Source organism: Streptococcus sp. k-378 (genome assembly GCF_013277505.1).
Taxonomy (GTDB): Bacteria; Bacillota; Bacilli; order Lactobacillales; family Streptococcaceae; genus Streptococcus; species Streptococcus pseudopneumoniae.
Genome location: NZ_VMNC01000110.1, coordinates 1 through 3,339 on the forward strand (window position 1 = coordinate 1; position 3,339 = coordinate 3,339).

The window sequence follows — 3,339 nt, forward strand, 5'->3', positions numbered from 1 at the left end:
CTTGTGTTCATCGAACACTGTGTCATTTCCCTATTTTCATACGGATTTTTGACACCCTTAGCATCATGATTCTTGCTAGATAAACCGTTTATAGGCTAGGCGACGAGGCGAAGATTGTACGAAACTTTCAGTGAAACAAAAAAAATCTCCCCGAAGGGAGAAAAGCTAGTTTATTTTACCTTACAGTGCTAGGAACCGTAACCGAAGATTATACTTGAGTATAGCGAGGTAAGGTGACAACGCAAAAAAGCTACCCAATTTAGAGTAGCTTTATTATCAAGATATGCTCAATTGAACACGGCCTAAGCACTTGGCAAAAAAGATAAAATCTCCTAGAAACTGAAGTTTCTTCGTCAATTTTCCTATTTTTGCTTTGTGCTTTTGACGGCCTTTGTATCTTGAATTAGCGACGAAGTCCTAGAGAGTTGATCAACTCACGGTAACGGTTAACGTCGTTTTTACGCAAGTATGCAAGCAAGTTACGACGGCGACCGATTTTTTTCATCAATCCACGGTAAGTAGCGTGGTCTTTTTTGTGTTGTTTGATGTGTTCGTTAAGGTGGTTGATTTCCCAAGTAAGGACAGCAACTTGAACCTCTACTGAACCTGTATCACCTTCGTGACGTGCATATTGTGCAATGATTTCATTTTTTTTCTCTTTTGAGATTGCCATGATGTTTCTCCTTTTTATTTGGCTTCATCCGAGTGACAGGTTGGCATGCCTGTAACCAAGAAGAAGTTATTTGTCTTTACGACAATCCCTATTCTACCAATAACTAACTTCTTTGTCAACAGATTTACTTTCTTGTTTTAAACATGCTATAATAATCATAGCAAGAGATTTAAGTTGTCTGTTTTTTTAAAACGAGCTGATTATCATGCCTAGATTCTATTCCCATCTCCCCTACTATCTGGTCATCTTTTTCTTTTATTGGCCTCTTTATGAATTATTTTCACTGCTCTCATCCGGTTCCAATCTGCTAGGACTCATCTTCTAAATATCTTTATCTTTTCTCCGTTAGTAACCTTCATCGTTTCTCTTCTTTACGGTTACCGTTTCCCTTTTTCCCTTTTGACATTGGATTGCTCTTTTGCTTTACTATCATTTCTTTCCACGATTTTAGCATTGTCTACTTTATTAGCCTATGAAACCTTTGCTCTGGTCGGCATGGCTTCCGGTATTGGTATCAAGCATATTCTGCAAAAATGAAAAACAAAAAACTTTCACAAAGTCCTTGAAAAATCTCACAATCATGCTATAATAATCCATAGAGACAAGTCACTTAGTCCCTTTCTACTAGAGAGTGCGTGGTTGCTGAGAACGCATAGAAAGACTATACTGATACTACTCTACTGACTTTTATGCAAACATAAAACGGTGGCCACGTTAGAGCCAATCAGAGGTGTCCCTCTTTTTTGAGGCACATAAATGAAGGTGGAACCACGTTGCGACGTCCTTTCTAGGACGTCGCTTTTTGTTTCTCTTTGCTTTTTGTTTCTCTTTATTTAAGACTGCGAAATAGGGAAACACTTCTGCTTTAGAAATAATGGATAACCAATATAAGGAGAACATCATGATTAACATTACTTTCCCCGATGGCGCTGTTCGTGAATTCGAATCTGGCGTTACAACTTTTGAAATTGCCCAATCTATCAGCAATTCCCTAGCTAAAAAAGCCTTGGCTGGTAAATTCAACGGCAAACTCATCGACACTACTCGTGCTATCACTGAAGATGGAAGCATCGAAATTGTAACACCTGATCACGAAGATGCCCTTCCAATCTTGCGTCACTCAGCAGCTCACTTGTTCGCCCAAGCAGCTCGTCGTCTTTTCCCAGACATTCACTTGGGAGTTGGTCCAGCCATCGAAGATGGTTTCTACTACGATACTGACAACACAGCTGGTCAAATCTCTAACGAAGACCTTCCTCGTATCGAAGAAGAAATGCAAAAAATCGTCAAAGAAAACTTCCCATCTATTCGTGAAGAAGTGACTAAAGACGAGGCACGTGAAATCTTCAAAAATGACCCTTACAAGTTGGAATTGATTGAAGAACACTCAGAAGACGAAGGCGGTTTGACTATCTATCGTCAGGGTGAATATGTAGACCTCTGCCGTGGACCTCACGTTCCATCAACAGGTCGTATCCAAATCTTCCACCTTCTCCATGTAGCTGGTGCTTACTGGCGTGGAAATAGCGACAACGCTATGATGCAACGTATCTACGGGACAGCTTGGTTTGATAAGAAAGACTTGAAAAACTACCTTCAAATGCGTGAAGAAGCTAAGGAACGTGACCACCGTAAACTTGGTAAAGAGCTTGACCTCTTCATGATTTCTCAAGAGGTTGGTCAAGGGCTTCCATTCTGGTTGCCAAATGGTGCGACTATTCGTCGTGAGTTGGAACGCTACATCGTTGACAAAGAGTTGGCTTCTGGCTACCAACACGTTTATACTCCACCACTTGCTTCTGTTGAACTTTACAAGACTTCTGGTCACTGGGATCATTACCAAGAAGACATATTCCCAACTATGGACATGGGTGACGGGGAAGAATTTGTCCTTCGTCCAATGAACTGCCCACACCACATCCAAGTCTTCAAACACCATGTTCACTCTTACCGTGAGTTGCCAATCCGTATCGCTGAAATCGGTATGATGCACCGTTATGAAAAATCTGGTGCCCTCACTGGTCTTCAACGTGTGCGTGAAATGTCTCTCAACGACGGTCACCTTTTCGTTACTCCAGAACAAATCCAAGAAGAATTCCAACGTGCCCTTCAGTTGATTATCGATGTTTATGAAGACTTCAACTTGACTGACTACCGCTTCCGTCTCTCTCTTCGCGACCCTCAAGATACTCACAAGTACTTTGACAACGATGAGATGTGGGAAAATGCCCAAACCATGCTTCGTGCAGCCCTTGATGAAATGGGTGTGGACTACTTTGAAGCCGAAGGCGAAGCAGCCTTCTACGGACCAAAATTGGATATCCAGGTTAAAACTGCTCTTGGAAAAGAAGAAACTCTTTCTACTATCCAACTTGACTTCTTACTTCCAGAACGCTTCGACCTTAAATACATCGGAGCTGATGGCGAAGAACACCGTCCAGTTATGATTCACCGTGGGGTTATCTCAACTATGGAACGCTTCACAGCTATCTTGATTGAGAACTACAAGGGTGCCTTCCCAACATGGCTGGCACCACACCAAGTAACCCTCATCCCAGTATCTAACGAAAAACACGTGGACTACGCTTGGGAAGTGGCCAAGAAACTCCGTGACCGCGGTGTCCGTGCAGACGTAGATGAGCGCAATGAAAAAATGCAGTTCAAGA

2 protein-coding genes and 1 pseudogene are annotated in these 3,339 nt (G+C 42.1%); 2 read left to right on the plus strand and 1 reads right to left on the minus strand.

Annotated features, from left to right (window positions below; genetic code table 11):
• Positions 1-403: 403 nt before the first annotated feature.
• A complete protein-coding gene (gene rpsO, locus HT719_RS09800) occupies positions 404-673 on the minus strand; it encodes a 30S ribosomal protein S15 (protein ID WP_001018251.1) in 270 nt (89 codons plus the stop codon).
• Between the two features lie 205 nt (positions 674-878).
• On the opposite strand from rpsO, the pseudogene HT719_RS11745 reads away from it, so the two are divergent.
• A pseudogene (locus HT719_RS11745) lies at positions 879-1,239 on the plus strand (hypothetical protein).
• 335 nt (positions 1,240-1,574) lie between these two features.
• Positions 1,575-3,339 (plus strand): threonine--tRNA ligase (thrS, locus tag HT719_RS09805; protein ID WP_172929059.1); only part of this gene is annotated, 1,765 nt, incomplete at its 3' end.